Annotated in this window: 18 protein-coding genes and 1 pseudogene; 4 read left to right on the top strand and 15 right to left on the bottom strand. The window is 51.9% G+C overall.

What is annotated here, in order from left to right:
* A partial coding sequence (locus BLW21_RS21670; RefSeq protein WP_175471069.1) for a hypothetical protein occupies positions 1–275 on the top strand: 275 nt, incomplete at its 5' end.
* Between the two features lie 156 nt (positions 276–431).
* On the opposite strand, the gene BLW21_RS21665 is transcribed toward BLW21_RS21670, so the two are convergent.
* The 4 genes from BLW21_RS21665 to BLW21_RS20180 all read right to left on the bottom strand — a co-directional run bounded on the left by BLW21_RS21665 (position 432) and on the right by BLW21_RS20180 (position 7,397).
* A complete protein-coding gene (locus tag BLW21_RS21665) occupies positions 432–1,604 on the bottom strand; it encodes a DUF5712 family protein (protein WP_175471068.1) in 1,173 nt (390 codons plus the stop codon).
* Positions 1,605–1,744: 140 nt separating this feature from the next.
* Positions 1,745–2,527 carry a hypothetical protein gene (locus BLW21_RS20200; RefSeq protein ID WP_139255355.1) on the bottom strand — a complete coding sequence of 261 codons (783 nt, stop codon included), beginning with the start codon at positions 2,525–2,527 and terminating at the stop codon, positions 1,745–1,747.
* 3,224 nt (positions 2,528–5,751) lie between these two features.
* Positions 5,752–6,156 (bottom strand): hypothetical protein, encoded by a 405-nt coding sequence (locus tag BLW21_RS20185; RefSeq protein WP_092743803.1) that lies wholly within the window; start codon positions 6,154–6,156, stop codon positions 5,752–5,754.
* 152 nt (positions 6,157–6,308) lie between these two features.
* Positions 6,309–7,397, bottom strand: a complete 1,089-nt coding sequence (locus tag BLW21_RS20180) for a hypothetical protein (protein WP_092743801.1) — start codon at positions 7,395–7,397, stop codon at positions 6,309–6,311.
* Positions 7,398–7,609: 212 nt separating this feature from the next.
* On the opposite strand from BLW21_RS20180, the gene BLW21_RS22180 reads away from it, so the two are divergent.
* Together BLW21_RS22180 and BLW21_RS20165 are read left to right on the top strand one after the other, a co-directional pair.
* On the top strand, positions 7,610–7,828 hold the full coding sequence (locus tag BLW21_RS22180) for a helix-turn-helix domain-containing protein (protein ID WP_092743799.1): 219 nt from the start codon (positions 7,610–7,612) through the stop codon (positions 7,826–7,828).
* 488 nt (positions 7,829–8,316) lie between these two features.
* Entirely contained in the window at positions 8,317–9,516 is a 1,200-nt protein-coding gene (locus BLW21_RS20165; protein WP_092743795.1) for a replication initiation protein, read from the top strand.
* Positions 9,517–10,623: 1,107 nt separating this feature from the next.
* On the opposite strand, the gene BLW21_RS20160 is transcribed toward BLW21_RS20165, so the two are convergent.
* The 4 genes from BLW21_RS20160 to BLW21_RS20145 all read right to left on the bottom strand — a co-directional run bounded on the left by BLW21_RS20160 (position 10,624) and on the right by BLW21_RS20145 (position 13,534).
* Positions 10,624–11,382 carry a ParA family protein gene (locus BLW21_RS20160; protein ID WP_092743793.1) on the bottom strand — a complete coding sequence of 253 codons (759 nt, stop codon included), beginning with the start codon at positions 11,380–11,382 and terminating at the stop codon, positions 10,624–10,626.
* Between the two features lie 197 nt (positions 11,383–11,579).
* Positions 11,580–12,554: a nucleotidyl transferase AbiEii/AbiGii toxin family protein gene (locus BLW21_RS20155; RefSeq protein ID WP_092743791.1), complete on the bottom strand. Its 975-nt coding sequence runs from the start codon at positions 12,552–12,554 to the stop codon at positions 11,580–11,582.
* Positions 12,551–13,276, bottom strand: a complete 726-nt coding sequence (locus BLW21_RS20150) for a DUF6088 family protein (RefSeq protein WP_092743789.1) — start codon at positions 13,274–13,276, stop codon at positions 12,551–12,553. The genes BLW21_RS20155 and BLW21_RS20150 overlap by 4 nt, the downstream gene beginning before the upstream one ends.
* Before the next feature lie 78 nt (positions 13,277–13,354).
* Positions 13,355–13,534, bottom strand: a complete 180-nt coding sequence (locus BLW21_RS20145; RefSeq protein WP_092743787.1) for a hypothetical protein — start codon at positions 13,532–13,534, stop codon at positions 13,355–13,357.
* A gap of 62 nt (positions 13,535–13,596) precedes the next feature.
* Between BLW21_RS20145 and BLW21_RS20140 the strand changes: the two genes are divergently transcribed.
* On the top strand, positions 13,597–13,833 hold the full coding sequence (locus BLW21_RS20140; RefSeq protein WP_092743785.1) for an integrase core domain-containing protein: 237 nt from the start codon (positions 13,597–13,599) through the stop codon (positions 13,831–13,833).
* On the opposite strand, the pseudogene BLW21_RS20135 reads toward BLW21_RS20140, so the two are convergent.
* The 7 genes and pseudogenes from BLW21_RS20135 to BLW21_RS20105 all read right to left on the bottom strand — a co-directional run.
* A pseudogene (locus BLW21_RS20135) lies at positions 13,825–14,625 on the bottom strand (IS3 family transposase); the annotation flags it as partial. The gene BLW21_RS20140 and the pseudogene BLW21_RS20135 overlap by 9 nt on opposite strands.
* Complete coding sequence (locus BLW21_RS20130) at positions 14,607–14,906, bottom strand: transposase (RefSeq protein ID WP_175471067.1); 300 nt, start codon at positions 14,904–14,906, stop codon at positions 14,607–14,609. The pseudogene BLW21_RS20135 and the gene BLW21_RS20130, both read right to left, overlap by 19 nt.
* Positions 14,907–15,086: 180 nt before the next feature.
* Entirely contained in the window at positions 15,087–16,307 is a 1,221-nt protein-coding gene (locus tag BLW21_RS20125; RefSeq protein WP_175471066.1) for a phosphorylase family protein, read from the bottom strand.
* Positions 16,300–16,764: a response regulator gene (locus BLW21_RS20120; protein ID WP_092743777.1), complete on the bottom strand. Its 465-nt coding sequence runs from the start codon at positions 16,762–16,764 to the stop codon at positions 16,300–16,302. The genes BLW21_RS20125 and BLW21_RS20120 overlap by 8 nt, the downstream gene beginning before the upstream one ends.
* Positions 16,761–20,147, bottom strand: coding sequence for a hypothetical protein (locus BLW21_RS21390; RefSeq protein WP_139255354.1), 3,387 nt, complete (start codon positions 20,145–20,147; stop codon positions 16,761–16,763). The genes BLW21_RS20120 and BLW21_RS21390 overlap by 4 nt, the downstream gene beginning before the upstream one ends.
* Before the next feature lie 90 nt (positions 20,148–20,237).
* A complete protein-coding gene (locus tag BLW21_RS20110) occupies positions 20,238–21,260 on the bottom strand; it encodes a tyrosine-type recombinase/integrase (RefSeq protein ID WP_245711978.1) in 1,023 nt (340 codons plus the stop codon).
* Between the two features lie 98 nt (positions 21,261–21,358).
* A partial coding sequence (locus tag BLW21_RS20105) for a Fic family protein (RefSeq protein WP_139255353.1) occupies positions 21,359–21,850 on the bottom strand: 492 nt, incomplete at its 5' end.

The following is a 21,850-nucleotide window of genomic DNA, read 5'->3' as shown; positions in this document are numbered from 1 at the left end:
TCGAGGCCTGCTACCCTGGCCACCGCTTCGTGCCCTTTCACCTGGCCGCGGTGCCCCTGCTTGGAGTGTACTTGCCGGGCCGGGAGGAAGCCACCCAGCCCCTGTTTTACGGCCTGTTCAATGACCAGGTCGACCTGCAGGCCCGCACCCAGGGCGACCCTGGGTACGGGGGGGAGCACTGGCAACGCCCCGCCCCGCCCGGCGGGTGGGGGGAGTGGCGCGTGGGTCCACCTGGCGCACGGGGCGACGCGCGGGCCGCCAGACACGAGGAATGAGGACGCGAGAAGGGAAGGCCCGCGCTTAGTTTAAGAAAACGGTCCTTTTTGTGAACCTATAGCTGAGCTATCAAGACAAATTTGGAGAGTAATCGGCAGGAATAGCTTAGCATTATCCGGTTAAGCTAGACTACCTCAAGCGCTGCCCACAGCTAGTTATAATTCGAACTCCTGGCCCTTGTTCAGCTCGCGGATTTTCTCCTCCTCGCTGCGCATATCCTGGCTGCGGCTGGCTGGTTTGAGCGCGGCGGCCAGCTTGTTTATGCTCCGTTCGATGGCAGGAATGGCGGAGGTAGCATGGTAGCTGGGCTCCTTATTAAGGACGCGCTGCAGCTTGGCGCTCATGTCTGGCGGGGCCGAAGCGGGCTGCCAATCATCGAGCTGAGGGCCCGGCTGCACCTTGCCCGTTCGCAGGTATTCTATTGGCTCGCGGGTGAGGTTTCCCTTCTCGGCGTTGCGCTCAATCTTGCCCAGCCGGTTGTAAAAAACGTTGTCAAACTTTCGCTCCCGGGCCGCGTCCTTGACCTGCTCCGGGTCGAGGTGCGCGGCGGCAATGAGCTTGGAATTGACGCGGGCAACCTGCCCGTCGAGGCGGTCAAATTTCTTCTGCACCTGCTCCGGGGTCAGCTCCTTCTTCGGCCGCTCCCGGGCCTTGGCCTGTATGTCAGCCCCGCGCTCATATTCGAGCCGCTGCCGCCGGCCGGCCGCACCTTTTTCCGCTCCAATGCTGACGCGCCCCACGGCCAAATCCATTTCCACATGGACGGCTGACTGGAAGGAAACCCGGTTGAATCGGTCGGCGGCTCCCAGCGGGTTGAGGGTGATTTTCTGCTCGCGGTCCCGCGCACTGACCAGCATGTGAGTGTGGGTCTGGAAGCCGGGCTTTAGCTCGCCCTGGCGGCCTTCATCGTCGCCCCGGTTCTTGCGCTCGGTGTGAATAGTCGCGGCCCAGACCAACTCCTTTTCGCCCAGTTCCCGCCCGTCTTTCAGGTTGAAGTTTCCGGCGTAAAGCTGCATGGCTGTCCGGGTAAACTGCTGCAGCTTCTGCGGGTCGTTGCCCATAAGCGCCAACTCCTCCTGGCTCGGACTGAGCACCAGCGAGTGAAATTTCACAGCGTCGGCCCGCAATCCCTTGTGGTTGTTGTCGAGCATATCCACTACCTGGTCGGCGCTGAGTTTGCCCGCTTCCTCGGTTCCAAAGAACTCGGCCCCGGGCTTACCGGATTCCTTGGCTTCCTTCTCCAGATAGTTGGTGGCCCGCCGGGCGGAGCCATTATTGGCGTACACTTTCCGCCCGTTGGTGGCCGGGTTTAGAATCTTGGCATACATGAGGGAACCGAGAGAAAGTAGTGCGCAACGTGGGGTCGGACGGAACAGAATCCGGCGGCTAACATTGGCTTTTTTATTTCGCTGAGTAGGGAAACCCGCTGCCAATAGTGGCGAAGGAATTTCCCGGTATCAGGAAGAAATTATGCCGGAGTAGGTGGCGTAGCTGGTGGCGTAGTTGGCTTGGATGGCACGGCCGGATTAGGTGGTGCCGTGATAGTCGGCCTCCGGCTGGCCACCCGCTCAGTCAGCTTCAAACCGTCCAGCATTTCCCGCGACTCCCGCACAACTTCAGCATCACGCAACTCATCTGCTTGGTGGTGAAGTGCGATTCTTTCTGACCTCGGCACCTTTTCTTCTGCCACAATCACCTTGATATATTGTAGCAGGTCGCTCGACATTCGGCGGCCTACCATACCATCAGTGCTCCCACGCAGCACGCGCTCCATCAGCGGCCACAGATACTGCGACTCGGTGGCCGATAGCTTGCTGAGCAGGTTTTCTTCTATGCGTTCCAGATACACATACAGCGCGTTCTGCTCACCCCCGAGGTGGGTATAAAGGTTGCGCTCCAACGTGCGCCAGATACCCACCAGCCGGTTGGCAATGTCTGCACTTTGCTTTCGCGCCCCGTCCTGCAACGTGTCGATTTTCAACGACAACATCGCCAGCTGCTGAGTCATTTCGGCCATGCCTGCCCCAGCTGTTTGCTTGGTTGGGTCGATACCAAGCTCTGTAAAGTAGCGCACAGCAGCACTCGCAAATACTGTCTTATTGACTTTGATTTTTGCAGCCGCAAGTTCTAACTGGTTCCAAGCATCTTCTTCTAAGCCTACTGCTCGCACTAGACCGCTAACAGGTTTTCTCCCCTTGGTTTGGGGCTTAGTGCGACGCGCTGGCCGCTTGGGTTTTGGGGACTCATCCATGATATTCTTTTAAAGATTAGGCTCTGAATTACAATCGTTTAGTCGTATCTTTAAATACAATTCGTAACTGCTTGATAATTAGCATCATTTTTTACGTTATAAAAGCACGTTATTTAAATATTAAGCCCTGCTAATCAGTTCTTTATGCTATATATTTAAACACTAACTATGTTAGTGTCTGGTAATCAACGCGGTAGCGCGCCCGGTAGGGCTCCCTCTTGCTAACTATTACTACTGCTTCGTGAATCCGGTCCTGGGATTGTACCCACCGTAGATTGTAAGATAGACTACGCCGGCTGAATCTGAGCTATGCTATGGCTATTGTTCTGTACTTCTTCGCGCACAACCTCTGCTGCCACTTGTAGCCACTTCGCCGCCTCTTTGGTGTCTGTGTCGCCCGGTATCACTGCAAGTCCCCTACGCGCCTCCCCTGTGCTTTCTGCTGCCCAACACGCGCCCACCTCACTCTCCCTGGCTCTCCCTGGCTCGTTACTCCCCACTACGCCGACCATCGCTTCTCCCAGCGGTATCCTACACCACCCAGCTACTTCCGACACTCTCCGCCGCAAATGAATCTGTGGTGGCTCTCTGGCTTCTGTGTGCTGCTCTTATCACTACTTCGCTGCTTCCCTACCCAGTGGCTTTTGTTCTCATCGAGCAATTGGTTTTTCCAATTGGCTACTGGACTATCCGCCATTAGTACCCGCCATTAGTATCCGCCATTAGTATTCGCCGGGTTTGGTTTTCCAGTTACAGCTTTCGGTTTCCATCTGCCTGACGAATCAGTTGGCAGTGGGGGAAAAGAGCAGGCCCTTTCCTTTCCAATTCTTCTACTTAGCTGACTGCTTTGGCTGATTGCGCCTGGCATTTTGGACGGTGGGCTTCTACTTGCTGCTGCGCGCATTCTGGTAATTCATTGCTCCTATTGGCTTGCTCTCCATGTGCCCATTTCCCTCAAATCAAATGGCGGGTTAGCTTCACTTTCTACGTTGGATTCCCGCTCCTCTGCCTACTCCTGCCTGTACCTTTTCAGGTGCTCCTGTCTCCGAGCCACTCTTACTTTCAGACTGTTTTCGTCGACGCACTGCCTTCCTGTGCGGCGTCATATCGCGGCGCTGTCCTTGCCTTACTTGCCTTCCATTTCTCGACCACGCCGCCGCTTTTTTTCCTACCCATCCCGCTGTTCTGTTACGCCGATTATTAACCCGTCGGCGCTGAATAATTCTGCGCTGGCTGCTGCTACTTTGGCCCCTGGTGGTGCTGTCGAATCGCTCGCTACCTGACTTGCCTTACCCGGCTACCCGCTGCTCATGTCCGACGCGTCGGCTGCCCTTCACCCGCAGTTATTGCCATGGCTTTCCCACTGTTCTTCTACTTCCCGGTGCGCTATATCCAATGCCAGGTGCCTGGTCCGCTCAGCTGACTACTGGTACGAATAACAGAGGTGCCGGCACTCCCGCTGCCCCTTCCGTTTTCACTTTTCCTGCTTCCCCAGCACCCGACGAATCAACGCCCAACTAGAAAATAAAGCGGCTACTTTTCCCCCGGCGCTTCTTCCAATTGACCGCTGACTTGCGCCCATCCACGCGCTGAAGTCTTCTCCAGCTCGCCAGTCCCCCCAACGTAGTACCGCTTTCTGCACGTCAGTTGCTGCTGCCTGCACGTCATGCCTTATGCCCTCATCAGCGTGGACGCTTCTACGCTCAATCCCGCCTCAGAAAACTTTACTGGCGCTCTTACGGCCCCCAGCAACGGCACCACCATCGACGTGGCGGATCTGCCTGCACGTCGACCAAAACAAGCCGCGGTCTGCTCAGCAGGGCGGCCTTTGAGAGCAACCCTGACGACCCACCGGGTAGTACGCCCAGCAGCGGGCTCCGCTTAAAAAAAACGTGTAAGCAGGCGCTGATAACGCCGGTGAATAAAGTGAAATTAGTACGCGGTTCCTTCGGATCAGCAGACCACTTTGGCTTGCAAGGAGTCGCATTTACCCTGCCCCTTTCCACGACGAGCACCTGCTAAAACGAACGCCCCTGTCTCCCTCAAAAGGGGAGGTTGGCGCTGGCATTCCACGGCACTGCGTTCGGCTGGTCTTCCCCAGGTGCCTTGGCTTCCAGCTTCGATTCAGTTGCCTGCTTTCTGACCCCGCTCCCGTTTTTTGCCTTCCTGTTTTTCGGGTTGCTCCCCCCCCTGCTGCTGTCGGCAGTTACGTCGCTGCCCGTTCCAAGCATTCTACTTCCCATAGGGCAGTTTTACCCGGAACCCCTTCACTGGCCAGAATGCAATAGGTGTGGTGAGCTGGCCCTCGACTATTCGCTCTATCAACCGTTCTGTCCGTCGCTCCAGCATAGAAAAAACCCGTGTTGCCCTACAGCCGAACGTAAGGAAAAAGCAATAGAGGGGGTGCCTTATTTCCTGGCGGGCCGCCCTCCACCACCCCTTACGACCTCAGTCGTTGGGGGTAGAAAGCGAATAGAAAATGGGGGTTCTCTAAGCTTCCTGCGTTTCGTTGATCATCACGGGCAACACTCGTTTTTTAGCAGGTTCTAAGCGAAGGTGATTGCTTGTAGTCGGCGTTCAACTTCGCTCCGCCTTCTCACGTACAGCCCTCTCCGCTTCGGGTGGCCGACTGATAATAGGCACCTATCCTTGCTGCCCGAAGCCGGCCGTGCGCTCCGGGTGTCCGGGCCCGCTGGTCCTACCCAAAAACGTATTCAGCCCCTCTGCCAGGCCTGATCCGAACAGATAAGTTACTTCCGCCTGTACCGTCGGCGCAGCACATCCCTGCATTTACTCTTCCAGAAACGGTAGTACTGCTGCGGCACTGTTACGTGGTGCCTAGAACTACCCCTTCCCCTGGCCCGCACACGGGTCTACACCCAGTCATCACCCGCAGATCGACAGGCGTCGCTTCCAGGGCAGGGAAACTGCTTAAGGAGTCACCGAAAGCGGGGCCACAAATTCCGGGTAAGAGCTCCGAACCCCGGGTAAACAGGTGGTTTTAGACGCACCTTTTAAGCGACCAGACTTCTGAAGTGTGCGTCAAGTCATGGCCACCACGTCGAGGGCACCTGGCGGATGTAAGCTGACGTCGGATACTCTCAATCCATTTGCGCGTACCAGCTACCGGCACTTGGCGATTTGGCACCTGCTAAAGGACTTTCTCTGGCCTTTTCGGCCTCTACCACGTTGGCACCTGGCCGATAAGATCCGGGGGCCATCGGTCAGGCAACACCCTTATCCGACGCCCGTGGGGTGGCTGGCCGGGGTTTGCGACGCGCACGGATTTGACGGGCCGTTAGCATCAGGCCCACCTCGCTTCGCATCTTCACCTGCTGGAACAGGTCGGCGATGAGTTGTTCGGGAGCAATACCCAGCAGCTCAGCCAGGGCAAAAACGTGGGCCATCGAAAGCCGTTCGGGATAGAGCCGGGCCAACGCGAGCGTTTCGGAGCCCATGCGCAGGGCCCCGGTGAGTTCGCGGACGGTCAGGCCCCGCGTACCGTCGGCACGTAGGTAGCTTGTAAGCCAGTCTTCCAGGGTGCGGCCGGAAGGTTTGGGTGGACGCTTGAGGGCGGGGACTTGACCGGGCTGGAGGCGGTTGTCTAACGGGGTGGTAGTGGAACGCATGGGTTCGAAGGGGGTCAGGGTAGCGTAAGTGCCGGTAATCGGGCCTTTATGAGAGCGGGCGCGTCGTTGATTGGCGGGGGGGGAACTGTGTATAGGCAGCGGGTACTCTCCCAGGCCAGTCTGATCAGGCAAAGCGGACGGCGTAGCGATGTTTAAGCGGTGCCGAGTGGCCCTGCCTGCGGGCCTAACGGGGGCCGGGGTGGCAGCCGAAAGCTGCCCGGGCCCCCGTTGGGCCAGTTCAACCGGAAGATGCGGGCCTGCACGCTGGTACTGCCCGGTAGTTCGTCATCCGAGCGGGGTTCGCCGTTCGTGTTCAGGGTCGCAATGCTTTCGCCGAATGCCCGCAGTACTTCCTGCTCCGTCGAGTGGCCACTGGCCAGCCGGAAAATGAGGTCGCGGACACAGTGCCCATAGGCGGAGGGGTTTCGCTCGATTTCGGTCAGCGCCTCCACGGCCCAGCAGCTGTAATAAGCCAGGCGGCGGGCCATAAGCAGGGATTCCGGCGAATAAACGGTCAGCTCAAGTTTGGGCAGCTCTTTGGAACGCGCCAGGTGCTGGAGCAGTTGCTCCAGGGCAGGATGCTCCAGCGTCACCTGCGGCTCACCCTCCGTTTCGACCCACAGGTCGGGCTGCAAGGCATCGAGGGCCTTAGCCCAGGCCGCCAGCGACAGGGGCGGGAAGTGGCCGCTCAACGCCTGCTGGGCACTGGCCAGCGCGTGCGCCCGCTGGGGGAGTGTGGCATTGGCGTAGGCAACTTTCAGGGCCAGGTCTTCGGCAAACGCGTCGGCCTCAGTTTGTGGCTGGGGTTGGCTCACCGGCGTGGGTGCGGTCAGGGGCGTTTGCTCTACCTCGTTGGCCGGCACCAGATCAGGGGTGGTATCCGGTGCCACTTCCGGCACTAATCCGCCGTTTAAGGCCGCTTCAGGGGTAGCCGGACGGGAACGTTGCCGGCGGGGTTGAACAGTTGTGGGCGGGTGACTAGCCTGGCGTTGCCGCCGGATTTGGTCGAATACAGTGACCACAATTTCTCCGGGGGTGACGCCCAGGCGTTCCGCGAGGCTGAACAGGCTGGCCAGCGAGAGGTTCTCGGGCTGCCGCCGGGCCACCTGGAGCGTCTCAGCAGATACCTGCAGGGCCTCGGTGAGCTCGCGCACGGGCAGCCCTGGGGTGCCATCAGGGTTGATATGGCGGGTAATAAGTTCCTGCAGCGTGCCCCCATTAGGCTTGGGCAGGCGATGCAAGGAGATGTTTTTATCCTGGCTCCTGCTAGTATTCTCTGGTAATGATTCGGAACTCATTCGCTTAGGGGTATTAAGTTGGCTAACAGCCTCGGGAAGGGATTTTTCATGCGAAAGAGCGAATACCTACCGAAGGAGCTTTTTGATATCAAGACCAAGATAATGACAAATATGTAATTGACAAGCAAATACAGGCCCCTGACCTTGCAAAAAGCATGGAGGAGTCATCTAGTGATATAGTTATTCGCACTTTAGTGCAACGCTTACAGCAAGTAAGATTGTCTCGCCACTTATCCCAACAGGAGGTTTATGATGCCACTGGGATACACATTGGTCGGTTAGAAGCAAAGCCAGTAAACGTAACCATGCGGACGCTCATCATTTTGTGCCGTTACTACGGTATACCCTTATCTCCACTGTTTATAGATCTATAGCCTTTGCTGCCATCTATCTTCTCCGCCAGAAGGGAGAAACACAAAACTATGTGTGTACATCGTTCCGCGCCCTAGTGTCAGCTGCATTAGAACGAGCAACGTGGAGGTATTTCAGCTAAACTTGACAATTGTTCGATCTTTAACTACACACTGGATACGTGCCCCCTTTTATTCATACACTTGATAATAGCCTATCCTAAAAGCCTAACTAAAAAAAAAGCGAACTCTATTCAGTTATTATTTATTTAATCTATTAGTAATTAGGAGCGACCTAACTATTTGAAAATTAGAATCTTGCAAGCCCTAAACGGGCGTAAAGTACCTTTGAGATAGGCGTAAAGTACCTTTGAGATAGGCACGAAGTACCTTTGAGATAGGCGTAAAGTACCTTTGAGATAGGCGTAAAGTACCTTTGAGATAATAATAAAAAATATCTCTTTTACTATCTCAAAAATGTCATACATTAGCGCCAGCTAAACCAGCTTGCTATGTCTGACAAACACTTCCCCGGTACCACATTCGATAAGCGGCGCGGCAAATGGAAGGGACAGTACCGTAAAAACGGTAAGACTAAGAGCCTCGGATACTTCGAGTCCCAACTTGATGCCTACGAGGCCGTGCGCAAGGCGAAAGCTGAGTCACAGATTTCTAGTGAGGATAGTGAGATACTTTTAGAGGTACTTCCCTCCTATCTCAGTAAGTCTGCCTCTTTGCGCCACACAACTGATACTATTGCCCAAAGCAATGTGCTCATAGATAGTCCGTGGGCGATGACACTAATGGAGGCACGTCTCTTTGTGCTCATGTTACGTGGACTACGCCGTGATGACCCTGGTACCAACCGTATCGTGGTGCCGTTGGCCGATCTTGTTGGGGAACAACCAATCGGTGGCAGGGGCTACAAACTGTTGCATGCAGCTTTGGATGGATTAGATGCTATTCGTATCGATCTGCCAATGCCTAACCGCCAGCAAGATTACCATAAGGTGCCATTGGCGCACTCCTTACAGTTGGATAGCGGCGCAGGCACGGTATCGGGATACTTCTCGGCCGATGTAATGCCTTATCTGACCAGCTTGGTGGATAATTTCACGTTGGGTCAAGTGGCTGACCTGCTCAGTATTCGTAGCGTGAATACGCATCGCTACTACTGGCTTATGCAGATGTGGAAATTCAAGAGCCCCCATACGGTGGCAGTAGAAGAGCTGCGTCGGCTGACAACAGGCGATTCCGCCTACCCACAATACTCCGAGTACCGCAAAAACGTACTCAAGCCCTCATTAGCCGAACTTAACGAGCTGAACTTCGAAATATCCGTCGTGGAGAATAAGGTCGGTCGTAGCGTTGATTCTGTAGAGTTTCATATAAGTTATGCTGCTGTTAAGCTACAGTCGCGTCAGTTACAATTGCCACTTGGGGAGCCAACTCAGCTGTCTGAGCAATCCTCAATCGCTCCTCAACACGAGCGTGTGGCCCAGCGACTCCGCAAGCTCAAACTTACAGAAGCTCAGATCAGGCAAGTTATTCAAGTGTTGCCTACCGAAGCCGAACATCATAAACTATTGAAAGCTACCCATCCATTGTTGGTAGAGTACGAAACCAAGAGTAAGCCTTTTGATAATATTGGAGGTACGGCTATTAATCTACTCAAAACGACATTTCCGAACTATTATAAAGCAGTGAAGTAGATTTTCCAGACATCCATTTTGCTCCATAGGAAATAGATATCTGAAGTATAAAATAGTTTATTTCTGCTTCAAAAGAGCACTTTTTATACTAATATAGACTACTTAAGTCTCCAGCATCTTGTACTTCAGCAGCAGCTTCTGATACAGATTTCTGAAGGGTTTTAGCTCGCATTTCCCAGCTTGTTAATCATAGCAATGCAGCCCTTCGCCTAGTGAAGCCAGTTTGGGACACTTAGGCGATAATTAGTGAATATTACCATTATTTTTAGCTCAAAGCTAAGGGAGCCAACAAGGCATAAAGTGATGTATAATAATGTAATACTGAGTATTATTACCCTATTTGGGCTATGCTGTAAAGTAGATAGGCGAGAATTTAATCAAATTCATACTAAATAAATTAGTAGCATTGCGTAGCTGGTTCAGCCAGTTTCGCGCTATGACTAACAAGTGCACTATCAAAATCCTTTGAATACAGGCTGTAGAGCCTATTTTGGCAAGAGTTTAATTGGCTCACTATAGGCTCAAGCAGCTTAGATATGTCCTCTTTGATGAGCGCTGCTGAAATGGCCTAACATATGAATCTGCCCAGTATGGAGAAGAATGGTTGAAAGGAGCATACTAACTGTTTCTAATAGGCAACATATACCCTTTTTACTATTCATTAATACCGGCCTCAATTCCAGTAAATCAGCTATTATATTCTTGCTATGCCTCTACTTCTGAGGACGCTGACTCATTTACGCCGTCTAGCTCCGACGACGTCGAGCGGCCTGCTTTGCTGGGATTGCCCTGTCTGCTTCCGGTCTACCCTCTAAGTAGGCAGTGATAGCTACATCTAACACGTCACCAATGGTCTCGTGTGACCAGAAAGAATATTGCTGTAAGCGTTGTAGCGTTTCGGCAGGGAGTTGATTAGAAAACTTGATTAGTACCGATTCCTTCACTTCCTGAGTTACAACTGATGCTGCAGGTGCTGCTGCTTTCGGCTTTAACAGGAGTTCGTCTGGCGAAGGGATAAGCTGATCAAGGTCGAATTTAGCTTTGGCCATGTCTGTATTATCTTTATGGTCTTGTTTGTCTTTACACTCTTTACACTCTTTACAGTCTTTATTGTCTTGACAAGATTTCTTTCGTCAACGCCGTGTAATCAATAAAGGCGTTAGATCCAGCAGCTGTTTGCTGTAAAGATTGCCGTTGCACCTGAGCCTCAGGAATTGCTACATTTTCGCGGATAGTAGTCGTCATTACCAGTGAGCCAAACCGCTCGCGCATCTTCTTTACAAAAGCGTGATGTAGGCCACGGCGGTATGTCGGTGAGTACTTAGTTAAGAAAACACCGCCTACCTCCAATTCCGGATTGTAACTATCCTGAATCTTGGTGACCAGTTCTAGAAGGCTGGTCACACCGTCAAAACTGAATACTTCTGGCGACGTGGGCACAAACACTTTAGTTGAAGCGGTTAAGGCGGCCACAGTCAATGGGGAACTGGGCGCGGGTGGCGTGTCGATTAGTACGTAGTCCACCAACTTGTTCAGGCCCTTAAATGCTTTCTTGAAGAATAACGGATATGCTAGGTCTGCTCCTAGTACTTTCTCGGCAACCACCAGTTCCTCTGTAGCTGCTACTAACCAGAGCTTCTCTCCCACCTGCTGCATGACATCGAGCAATTGTGCTTTTGAGTCCATGACTGCAGCTAAGCTTTTCGTTGAGTCTACTACTGGCAGGCACCTAGTCAGACTAGCTTGGGCATCTGCATCTATCAATAGCACTCTTTGTCCGGCCTGGGCAAGTAGTTGACCAACCGCCCACACGCTGCTGGTTTTGGAAACGCCACCTTTCCTGTTCGCAAAGCTATATACCTCCATACGTTCTTGATTATCTTTATTATAAAGAAAGTATATATACTCTATATCAGCAAGATAATCTTTTACTTAAAGACAATAAATTACTTAAAGATCATCTTTATCATCTTTAAGTAAAGATAATTTTTTAAAATTCAGATAGTTACATTTAAATCTATCCCAGACTAATCTGTCTCATTTTCTCCTTTCACTGCTTGCTATCAGATAGACCTACTATTCGCCTTTAGACGCTGACCTATGTTATCTAATGTTTGCTGTACCGCTAACGGGGAAGGCAGCATGCCATAAACTAGTTGGCGGAACGCGCCCTGGTAGGTGGGTACCAACTGCTGCCAAGTTTGGCCGGCGTCGGCAAACAGGCGGGCCTGCGCCAGCGGGTGGGTAGCCCACTCGCCCTGAAACTCCTGGTTGCGGGCATCATCGGCGCGCACTTCGGCCAGCAGCGTCTCAAACTCCGGCCCGGCCAGAAACGCCTGCAGTGCCGGCTGCTGAAGCAGTTGGTGTAAATCATAGGCGTGGCGGATTTTGGCCTGCAGTTCCCCTAGCGAATCGGGTGAGTAGCCGGCGCGTACCAGAGCCAGGATCTTTTCAACCAGCGTGCGCTCCAGGGCCAGCACCAGCACCTTAAACGGCGCCAGGCCGTGCTGCGCTACCAGGGCCAGCTCACCGCGCTGGGTCAGAAACTGGCCGGCATAGGACTGCATCGGCCGCCACTGGCTGGGGTGGGGGCGGGCGAAAGCGTTGATTTCGAGCAGCACCGCGCCGGGCCGCACCTGGCTGCCGGGGGTGGGCGCGGCGGTAGCCGGAAACTGGTGCAGGGTCTTGCGGAAGTGGCTCCCGCGCACGGTCACGCCCGCTTCCACCACGGCCGTCAGCCCCTGGGTAATGTGCCTAGCCCCGGCATCCATGAGCTTTTTGACCTGCCCGCCACTCCAGCCCTCGGTGCCGGCGATGGCCAGGTCCACGTCTTCGGAAAACCGTTCGACCAGCCCGTAGGCCTTGGACAGGGCCGTACCACCCTTGAATACCAGCTGCTCGCGGTAGGGCGAATCGGCCAGTGCCCGTAAGACGTAGCTTACCCAGTAGTCCTTCTCCACAAAGGCTTCAGGCAAGCCCAGGCCCTGGGCGGTGGCCAGCAGGATCTGCCCAAACTCCGGGCTCTGATGCAAAGTCATTGGATGTTCCACGCGACACGGTTGGGTAGGGCCCCGGCACTCAGGCCCAGGCGGTAGGTAGTTAAGGGATTGAGAGTGGCACGTAATGTGGCCGCACCTTTGGAATCGGTTAGCCGCTCCAGCAATGCGCCCAGTACGGCGCGGGCCCGGGGCGGGGCCTGGGCCGCGGCCAGCTCCGTGAGGCGGCGCCGGGCGGCCGGGGAAAGGCGGGTGATTTCGCGCTGCACCCGGGCCAGTACCACATCGGGGCTGGTGTCGGGAATGCGGCGCAGGTCCCGCAGCACTTCCAGCCACTGTAGCAGGGGCACGTCGCTGGCCCGTTCCGGGGCCGGACGCACCACGAACCCCACGCGCCGGGGTGGGGTGCGCCGCGGTCGGGGAGTGGTCACGGTCGTTTCGGCTGGTACCTGGGTGGTCAGACCCAACTGGTTATAGAGGCTCACGCCCGCCCGGTAGGCCATCTGTTCGCCGCCGGCGGCCGTGAGCGTACGCAATACGGCTCCCTCAGAAGGCTGCAGCGGACCAAAGCGACTGGTCTGGGGCCGGTAATACTGGCCCTTGGCAAAGCGGACCAGCAGGCCTTGCCGGCTCAAGCGGCTCAGCGCCGCGGCCACCGCCCCGAACTCGGCGGGCTCCGTCACCAGATCGGCATAGGTCAGCAGCTCGCCCGGCGCAAAGGCCTCGACTTGTCGGCGGACTCGCTGCATGATGGATTGGGGCATAGCAAACAGAAATACGCAGAAGGCAAATATACGAATTATGTCAAGTTTTTACATGTAGAAACTTGACATAATTTAAGCTTAGTCTGTTCCCGCCGGGGGGTAGTTGCCGGCCTGCACCTGCGCCAAAACTATGGCCATAATGTCCTGCACGCGCTCGTTAAGCAAATCCGCGACCAGCAGCAACTCACCAGTCGTGCGGGTGGAGGGGTTAGCCTCACGCGGCTTGATAGTGCGGTAGCTCATGCCCAGATGGTGCATCAGCTCGCGCTCGGTAAAACGGTAGTGGCTGTGGCGCAGCAGATCCGTAAAACGCCGGGGTCCTGCCCAGCTTCAGTCGGCCGGGCAACCCCTACGACAACGCGCAGGCCGAAGCCGGCTGGAGCACGCTTAAAACCGAGTTACTGCCTCCAGGCTCCGTTTTCGCCTCGCTCGAAGAAGCCCGACTGGAGGTGGCCCACTACCTCGACACCTACTTCAACCTCGACCGCCGCCACTCCGCCCTCGGCTACCGCTCGCCCCAGCAATTTGAACGCGACTTGAATCTCAACCTATCTTAGCGAACTGTCCGTTTTTACTGGACCACCCCAGAGACTGGCAAAGGCGGTGCCTGGGGGCAGCAGTTCGGTTTTGAGCGTACTCCAGCCAGCTTCCGCCTGGGCGTTATCATACGGATTACCCGGCCGGCTGAAGCTGGGCAGGGCCCCCGCTTGGGCAATGCGGGCGCGACAGGCCGCGCTGGTGTACTGGCTGCCGCGGTCGGCGTGGATGATGAGCCCCGGAGCTGGTTGGCGCAGCGTGAGGGCCTGTTCCAGGGCGTGGAGCACCAACTCGGTCGGCATCTGGGAGGCCAGGTGCCAGCCCACCACGCGCCGCGAGCAGGCATCGCGCCAGGTGGCTAGGTAGCACCAGCGCCCGCCCACCAGGGGCAGATACGTGATGTCGCCCACCCAGACCTGGTCGGGGGCAGTGGGGGCGGGCTGACCGAGCAGCCGGTTTTCAGCCACCACGGCGGCCGGGTCGGCCACCGTCGTGCGGGGGCGCTGTGGGCGCGTGCTCAGCGCGCGTAGCCCGTTGCGCTGCAGCCACGAGCGCAACGCATAGCGACCCACAACATGTCCTTCGGCGCGTAATTCGGCCCGCAACCGCCGCGTGCCGTAGCGGCGAGCATGGCGCGTAAACGCCGCCTGCGCTGCTGGCTGCCAGGCCGCAGCAGGTTGGGGCAGGCACTTGCGCCACTGGTAATAACCAGCGGTGCTAACCGCCAATAGGCGGCAGAGCAACTGCACGGGCCAGGGCTCGGTGCAAGCTTGAATAAATTGGTAGCGGCTCATCACTGAGGCGGTTGCGCAAAGATGGTCACGACTTTTTTTAACATATCGCGCTCCATTTCCACGCGCCGCAACTCGGCGCGTAGCTGCTTGATTTCGTCGCGCTCGGCGCTACTGGGCACAGCCTTTTCCAGGGCCTCGCGTTGCCAGCGGCCGAGCAAAGCCGGCGAAATGCCTTGGGCGCGGGCCACGTCCGTCTGGCGGGCTCCGGCCGCTACTTGGCGCACGCACTCGGCTTTGAAAGCGGGCGTATATTTCTTGCGCGTGGCGGACAAGCCGCCAGGATTCAGTTTCTCGGTCATGGGCAGTGGAAGATAAGACTTCTCACTGTCCGTTTTAGCTAGACCACCCCAGATTCCCAACTCCATTATAGGTTCCGGTAAGTAAACTTTATCGGAACCTATGTACTCGTCTACCGATAAGGTCCGATAACCTTCTCTTTTCGGACCTTATTCGAAAGATTTTATATAAAATGGGCGATTTTATTCAACACCTCTTTCCATGAGAAAACGCAATGTCTGCGCGCTAATTGATGCACAAAACTGCCGATAATTGTCATCTTTCTGATCATCTGCGAAATCGCTAGCTGCTTTGATTGCAATAGCCCTTGGGCGAGGATGCGAGGCTTCCGAAGCCGCACTATATACTCCATAAGCTTCCATTTCTATTCCAATAAGTTTTCGGTGTTGAGCTTGAATTTGTTCTGTCATGTCTTGGGCTGAGATAACAGCTGAGCCCGAAGCTACTGGCCCAATTAAAAGTCTGGGGGATGAGTCAGGTGAAGTTCCATCACTGCATTCCGCTATTTTCAGTAGTGTTGCCTTGTCACGGCTTAGCCGCTGAACTTCTCCGTAAAGTGTTGGGTCTAAACTCAAATGATGAGGCCCAGGAACAAAGACAGGAACGTCACCTTTGTTAATCCACTTACCCATTCCCCAATCCCAACACTCTTCAGCGACGATTATATCGCCCAATCGAGCTTGGCCGCGAAGCGCCCCTGTAATACCTGTCATAGCCAGAATTCGGGGGCGAAAATTTACAATCAGCTTGGAGGAAGTAATAGCTGCGGCACTCATGCCCATTCGGGGACATAATGCTGCCACCACATCCATAGAAGTGCCATTCAGATTAAAGGAACCTTTTATATACAATGTGGGATCCCCAGGAACCTTTACTTCCTCAAAATTCCAGGGCAATTTTTGTACAGCACTGAACTCAACGTCAAGTGCGCATACGATACCTAAGTAAAATTGGTAAGGAATTTCCACACTTCGCTCTGCCGAAATCCATGAGGCAATCTGTTTAAGCTGCATGACAAGAGGCAAATGCCATGAACTTGAGCGCGGTACATACTTGACAAGTATGATTCCATTAGACTGAAAATCTGGAGCATAATCGCTTAATAAATCCTCGTAGCCAGTAAGACCGATGATCTTACGCGGCATCAACATATCCTCCTCACGAAGTAAATCATTCAGCAAAGTTCTGCCTGCATCCGAGTGAGGATGCTCACCCAGCCGTACGGGAACGGACAGGTCGAGTATCAATAGGTCAAATTGCTTAGTTTTTAATCTCTTGCGAGCACTTAGCACATCACCAACACTCTCCAAACTATCATGATTAACTAGCCCCGTTTCCAATAAAACTTGAGAAGTCTCATTCAGTTTATCACCGTTATCTTCAAGTACAAGTACGTTAATCATGGGATTTTTTAGTGGCAACATGTATTAATTCTAGCAGCTTTTCTTTCCAATTATGCTCCAAGGAGCTGTACCAAACTGTGCCCACGTAATGGTCAGGGAAATCAGCGGTAAACTTAGCATTTAACTCTTCTAAGCTAAATGCATTTTTGTCTGCTCCGAAGGTAGTAAACGCAGTGATGATAATCACAGGAACCTCTATCTCGAAGCTGTCCAAGTACTCTAAAACGTCTTTACCAGCATATGAAGTGTGCTTAAAACCACTATCATGAATTGTATTATTAAAGGCAGGAAGGCTCATATCCAATAGAACAATATCAGGTATTCTCTCCCGTATTCTCTTTAACCCTTCTTGCACTGACTGTGCGCAAACAATGTCAACCCTTGGAACTGCAGAATGCAAAAATTCTTGAATTCGTGCACTCTTGTGCTCGTTATCCTCGACTAAAAGTAGGTTCATATAATTACGGGAAGATTGAAGGACACTTCAAATACACGTTGCGGGCTTACTTGGATTTTTAAATCCGGTTCAATTTTCATAACATGTTTCAATGTGTCATAAATTTTATACAATCCTGTTCCACTTTCACGATGAACCCTGTCCCAATACGTTCCGTCAGTGCATTCATTCAAAATAGCTTCCGCCTTATTGACAATGATATCAACGTCAATATCTGCTCCAATTTTATTCGTGAACCGACACTTGATGAAGTCTTCTTGGATACTACAATACACCTGAACATGCGGCGTATCACCTAACCCAGCCCTTCTAATAACGTTCTGGAATAAAATCATGAATATGCCAGTGAAAGCATTGATATAATGCCCTTTAACCTTATAATCTTCTGTATTCCCAAACTCTATAGCAGCACTAAACATAGGGTTGTAATGTTTGGCCATGTCGACAGTTATTTGCAAAACATAGTCGAATCGTAACGGCTCACTTGAATTCTCTGTACTTGGTTTAAACCAAGACGCAACCTTATCAATCGAACGAGGGAGCAATACATGTAGCTCCCTCACGGAATTCAATAAGGGGTCTAAATGGACTTCTGCAGCTAATAAATGTGCTTCTAATGCATCTATTAAGCCAAGAGCTCTTTGTTTGGCTTCTTGTTGGAGACGATTTCTAATTAATTCCAGTCCATTTTCCATAAAACTAAAAAATGTATGAAAAAGCATGCCCGCGAATTCATCAAATGTAAAATTTCGTTCTTTAAGAATATTGCCAATGATTTCGTAGTGCTCATCATTTAGTTTGATTTCAATAAGGCCTTGTTCATTTGAGCTTTTGCGAATTCTAACCCACTCACCGTTGATTTCTTTAATCAATGCATCATAGTTTTTTGCAAATTCATCCAAAAATCCTTGCAATTGCAGTGCAATTGATGAATCCGATTCATATAAATCGCCTAGCCAGTGATCATTAAATTTATATTCCTCATCAGAGTTTCTAGTTGTTATTAATCGCAGTGATACAACAGAGCTAAGCATTTCACTCTCTAATTCATTATGACGAATACGAGTACTCAAAAAGCCATCCATACCATAATTTCTATCTTTTATAAAAACATCCAATAAGTCCTCAGTTATAGTATGAAGTAAATCACTCACCTCATTAATTGGTAAAGCTATCGGCAATAAGGGAGAACCTGACTTTGGAATGCCCGCAGTAGCAATTTTGTTAGGCTGCTCTTCAATTCCAGCTCTAACGTAAGCTAAGTATCGGTCAAAGTTTTCACGCACCACTTTTTCTGCCTCACGAACAAGTCCATCGAGATTATATTCAATTTTGCTTTGCTCTACCTCAACCCTCCTTTCCTCCAATACTAACCTTCTGGTGTGTTCAACGATCTCCTCATCGTAAACTGACTGATTAACAGGATCAAGTTCAAGTAGCCAGTTTAAAATTGCTATCCGTTCGCTCAGCAGTGACGACGTTCCTTTACTATAGTCACCAGCCATATAAATATGTTCTGGCAAGCAAGTATACCGTAAGAAATAAACCAACTTTGCATGGTCGAATCCATTGGCTTGAGCCTTTAGTTCGGAAGGTTTAGTAATACCATTTCCAAATAATGCAGCTCCAACCGCTTGACGTAGCTGACCTTCATAGGCCCCATCAACAGTACGAGTATATATATCATATAGAATTGTAATTGACAAGTCCGATTTGTTTTCCCGTCGTATGTTTTTATTTAATCGGTCTGCCAACTCACGTATAGGCAGAACGTGAACGGATTCTCCATTAGTCAGATAAGTTGAAGTGGCTAGTTGTATACCTGCCATGACGTTTGCCTCTTGCAGTAGGGCATGAATAATTAGACGGATGGCGCTAAACCTATAAAAAGGTGCATTACTATGGATCAGGGGGCTAGCCAGCTCGCTAATTTGCTCATATTGTCCATCGCGGAAAGCACGTAATGCCGTTAGATAAACGCTCTCTAGTGCATAAACAGGTTCGACTTCACCAGCTTGAAAACCAGTAATAGCCTCAGTTAAACTTGTAATATTTTTATCAATCAGGCGTGTCTCTATAGCGTCGGCTAAATTATTAGGCAAGTATTTTAGAAGAAATAGATGAAAATTTACACATGTCGAGAATGCAAACTTTAAATCTCTTTCCCTAATTGTTTCGTGTTCTATGGCAAGTGGGACTAGTTCACTGTCCATCTCACGTTTCATGATGGCCTTTTGCAAATAAATTAATTCAAAACTGGGTAGGGTTAAAGATAGTTTTTCTAACTCAGCAGCATAGAAATCTGTCTCGCTTTTTTTTGAAAATACACCGGAAAGATATTTATTTGCGGGTGATAACGCTATTTTTGGATCAATATGATTTTCAAAAGTAGCGGCTAAAATATCTTGGCCAATATCGAAACAGACTTTGTGATTAGCATTTTGACTATTAAATATCCCAGCAGATGACATTTTTTCGTTAAGTATAATCGATCCCTCTTGTCCATCCGTGAGCACAAACAGTAAGGAAATCAGGCGTGGGTCATCGATAAGTTGACTCACTCCCTGCACTGCTTCGAGCATATGCTGCTTATCTAATACAGAATTTGAAGTAGCATAACTTGTCTGAGCTAGATAAATAAAAGCTTCGTAGGAATCTATAACCGACTCTGCATACGCATGCCTTAAGACGTGTAACGCGCCGTCTGATTCAGCCGATACATGTCCATTTATATGGTATAGAATTTTCTCTTTCCAATCGCGCGTGAAAGGAAATACAGCAACTTTATCCTTAATTTGATTGGCAAATCTTGTAGGTGTTACAGAAGGCTCATTACGTACGCTAATTTGATGAATTATGTAACGGGTGATGCTACGAGCAGCAAATGCGTTTTTTAGCTCGTTACTGAGCTTTTTATGTGCTTCTATTCCATAAGCTAATTGTTTGATAGCAAGAGAATGCTTTAACCACCAAAATGAGAAGCCTAATTGGTCATTAACGGATGTTAAAATAGTATCTGCACCTGTAAAATCACCCTTTATAGTTAATAATTGAGCTGTATTTCTTAACTCTACATATTGTTGTAATTTCTTTTGATTTAGTGATACCATGGCTTTTAGCCATGATAGCTCACGCTTGGCTGATATTGGAGCGTAAGTGGAATAGGCACCAATTTCACCTAGTATTTTAGGAAACGGTTTATGTAAAGCCTGTGCTAACTTGGGCTGGCGACTTACCCACTCAATAGCTTCTGTAAATAGGGAAGACGGCATACCTTTCCTTGCTTCTATTAGGAAAGCCATTTTATCTTTTGCTCCATGCAAACCACTTCGGAAGGCAAGTCTAGCCTTGCCGTCGGTCATTGGATTAACTTTGTTCGACATCTATGATTTTGTTGCGATATCTAATAATTCCGGTTTCGGCAATTATTCTAATGAGAAATGCTATCCATATTAGCAATATAGCAACAAGTGCTACAATCCAAGGTGTTGCGCTGCATTAAAGCGCTTAACGTCGTCTAAACGTGCATATCGCTCAATCATTAAATCTGTCTTCTGCTTTGTCTGGTTCTTAATAGCCTTATTGGATTGCCCTGCTTCAATCGCAACTGTCACAAAAGAAGCGCGTAATGAGTGAGCAGTGTAAGCAAAGCCAAGATGGCGTTGCACAAGATCATTAACGCTCTGGTCAGAAAGACGAGCTTTCCCTGGTTGTGCAGCCCGTTCCTTATTGCCCCGGCTCATTCTTATGAATAGCGCCCCAGAAGTACGACCAATGCATTCCAGCCATTCCTGCATCGCTCGTACCGGACAGTAGTCCGCACTAGGAGCGTAAAATACGGCTTTATCTTCTTCCTCCCCGTATTGGTTGGTTTTGCTACGCTTCAAGTGAATCACCAACGCTTGACGCGTCAACTCAATGTCCTCGACGTTGAGAGCCACCAATTCGGAGCGGCGAAAAGCGCCCGCAAATCCTAATAGCAACAAAGCACGGTCGCGCAACCCTGTAGGAGTGGTCAAGTCCATCGCCCGAACCGCCTGCTTCAACTCCGCTACCGTGAAAGCCGCTGCCTGACGCTGACGCTTCCCAATTACCCGGGTTATACCATCGAGCACAATATGCAATGCCTCATGGCTCGTGGGTGAAGGCTTACCCGCCAACTGATGCAACTTGGCAATGGCCGCCACATGCCGACGTATCGTAGCCAGCTTCAATCCCCGGTCAGCCATCTGTGAAACGTACCTGGCCACCGTCGTCACATCCGCCGGTAGATGTGACAACTCGTGTTGCTCACAATAACATTGAAAGCTCCTCAAGTCAGCTGCATACCCGCGCTTGGTATTCTCGGCCCCGTGCAGGCCGGCCTCGACATAGCGGCTGACGGAGGCCGGCATCTCAACCATGGAGTGAGAACGAGTAGGAACCAGAACCGGGAGCTGCGGCGCATTTTCCATGTAGCCTATACAATAAGGAGTAAAACCACGACTTTTGGTCAATTTCCAAAGATAGTAACTTAGTATCGACAATGAACTATTATCGGTACTAAGATGGCTTACGCAAGAGCCCGAGAACTGGGAACAACTTGGTCGCCGCCCTATCTGGGCGACGGCCACTGCAGGCGGTAGCTGGTGCTGCGACCACCGGCGCTGTCTTGGCGCAGGATTCCTTTGGCCACCAGGTCGGCGATATCGCGACCTGCCGTATCCTGGGAGCACTTGGCTATGCGGGCCCACTTTGAGGAAGTCAACTTGCCCTCGAAGCCGTCGAGCAGTCTGGTTAGCAACCGCTGCTGGCGCTCCGTCAGCGCAGTCGACCGGTGCAATTCCCAGAAACGGGCCTTCGCCAGCACCTGTGCCAGCGTCTGCTCGGCCGCCGTCACGGCCCGTCCCAAGCAGGCCAGAAACCACGTGAGCCAAGCCGTCACATCCAAGGAGCCGCGCTGGCTGGTCTCTAACAAGTCGTAATACTGCTGGCGCTCGGCCTGAATCTGGGCCGACATGCTGTAGCACCGTTGCCCGCTGCCATCGGCTCGAGCCAGCTGCAGGTCGGCAATGGCACGGGCGATGCGGCCGTTGCCATCGTCGAA

This window comes from Hymenobacter psychrophilus (assembly GCF_900107135.1).
In the GTDB taxonomy this organism is placed as follows: Bacteria; Bacteroidota; Bacteroidia; order Cytophagales; family Hymenobacteraceae; genus Hymenobacter; species Hymenobacter psychrophilus.
This window is presented reverse-complemented; position numbering and strand designations above follow the sequence as displayed.

Coding starts and splice junctions, on each gene's coding strand:
- BLW21_RS20185 (WP_092743803.1), bottom strand. CDS start 6,156: ATGCGTTCCACTACCACCCCGTTAGACAACCGCCTCCAGCCCGGTCAA.
- BLW21_RS20120 (WP_092743777.1), bottom strand. CDS start 16,764: ATGAACCTACTTTTAGTCGAGGATAACGAGCACAAGAGTGCACGAATT.
- BLW21_RS20155 (WP_092743791.1), bottom strand. CDS start 12,554: ATGACTTTGCATCAGAGCCCGGAGTTTGGGCAGATCCTGCTGGCCACC.
- BLW21_RS20145 (WP_092743787.1), bottom strand. CDS start 13,534: ATGCACCATCTGGGCATGAGCTACCGCACTATCAAGCCGCGTGAGGCT.
- BLW21_RS20160 (WP_092743793.1), bottom strand. CDS start 11,382: ATGGAGGTATATAGCTTTGCGAACAGGAAAGGTGGCGTTTCCAAAACC.
- BLW21_RS21665 (WP_175471068.1), bottom strand. CDS start 1,604: ATGTATGCCAAGATTCTAAACCCGGCCACCAACGGGCGGAAAGTGTAC.
- BLW21_RS21390 (WP_139255354.1), bottom strand. CDS start 20,147: ATGTCGAACAAAGTTAATCCAATGACCGACGGCAAGGCTAGACTTGCC.
- BLW21_RS20200 (WP_139255355.1), bottom strand. CDS start 2,527: ATGGATGAGTCCCCAAAACCCAAGCGGCCAGCGCGTCGCACTAAGCCC.
- BLW21_RS20125 (WP_175471066.1), bottom strand. CDS start 16,307: ATGATTAACGTACTTGTACTTGAAGATAACGGTGATAAACTGAATGAG.
- BLW21_RS20130 (WP_175471067.1), bottom strand. CDS start 14,906: ATGACCGAGAAACTGAATCCTGGCGGCTTGTCCGCCACGCGCAAGAAA.
- BLW21_RS20150 (WP_092743789.1), bottom strand. CDS start 13,276: ATGCCCCAATCCATCATGCAGCGAGTCCGCCGACAAGTCGAGGCCTTT.
- BLW21_RS20165 (WP_092743795.1), top strand. CDS start 8,317: ATGTCTGACAAACACTTCCCCGGTACCACATTCGATAAGCGGCGCGGC.
- BLW21_RS22180 (WP_092743799.1), top strand. CDS start 7,610: ATGGAGGAGTCATCTAGTGATATAGTTATTCGCACTTTAGTGCAACGC.